At 43.8% G+C, this 544-nt stretch carries 2 protein-coding genes; both read right to left on the bottom strand.

Annotated elements, in window-relative coordinates; translation table 11 throughout:
- Positions 1 to 375: nucleoside triphosphate pyrophosphohydrolase family protein (locus WMO65_RS26490; RefSeq protein WP_349064943.1), on the bottom strand; the 375-nt coding region annotated here is incomplete at its 3' end.
- Positions 365 to 544 (bottom strand): hypothetical protein (locus tag WMO65_RS26485; RefSeq protein WP_349064941.1); only part of this gene is annotated, 180 nt, incomplete at its 5' end. The genes WMO65_RS26490 and WMO65_RS26485, both read right to left, overlap by 11 nt.

The following is a 544-nucleotide window of genomic DNA, read 5'->3' as shown; positions in this document are numbered from 1 at the left end:
TTCTATCTGCATGATCATAATGCGTACATCTCCGGCCTCTTCCGCTATATGCTCAATCGTATAGTGATACTGCGGGTCATATTTTGCTGCCGCTGTTACCAGCTCTCCACACTCTTCAATCAGCTTAATGAGCTGTTTTTCAAGCCCATATGTTTCTGCAATAAGGGTTACGCTCGCTGCATCCAACGGCTTCTTTTCCTCCGTTCCTGGGATCTCTCTGTCCCAGCATTTTCTGCATTTCTCGTCACTTACTTCGCATATTTCCTCTTTCTTTTTTTCATATTCATATTCATAAGGACACCCATCACATCCACCAAGGCTATATTCATTAATGCATCCTGGATGTTCTTTCTGTAATTTTTCCCTATATGTCATAACGGCCTCCTTTACACACAATCGCCTCTTTTATCTCTTCTGCTGTCGCCTGGATTATCTCCAGAGCCTCTGACAGCTCGTATGATCCATTTTGCAGACGTTGGTCTACAACTTTACGTCTAAGGAGAGAAATTGTCTCCTCGAAGCTCCCACAGTATCCTATGGTGTC

It is taken from the genome of Blautia caccae, assembly GCF_040095955.1.
Lineage (GTDB): Bacteria > Bacillota > Clostridia > Lachnospirales > Lachnospiraceae > Blautia > Blautia celeris.
This window is presented reverse-complemented; position numbering and strand designations above follow the sequence as displayed.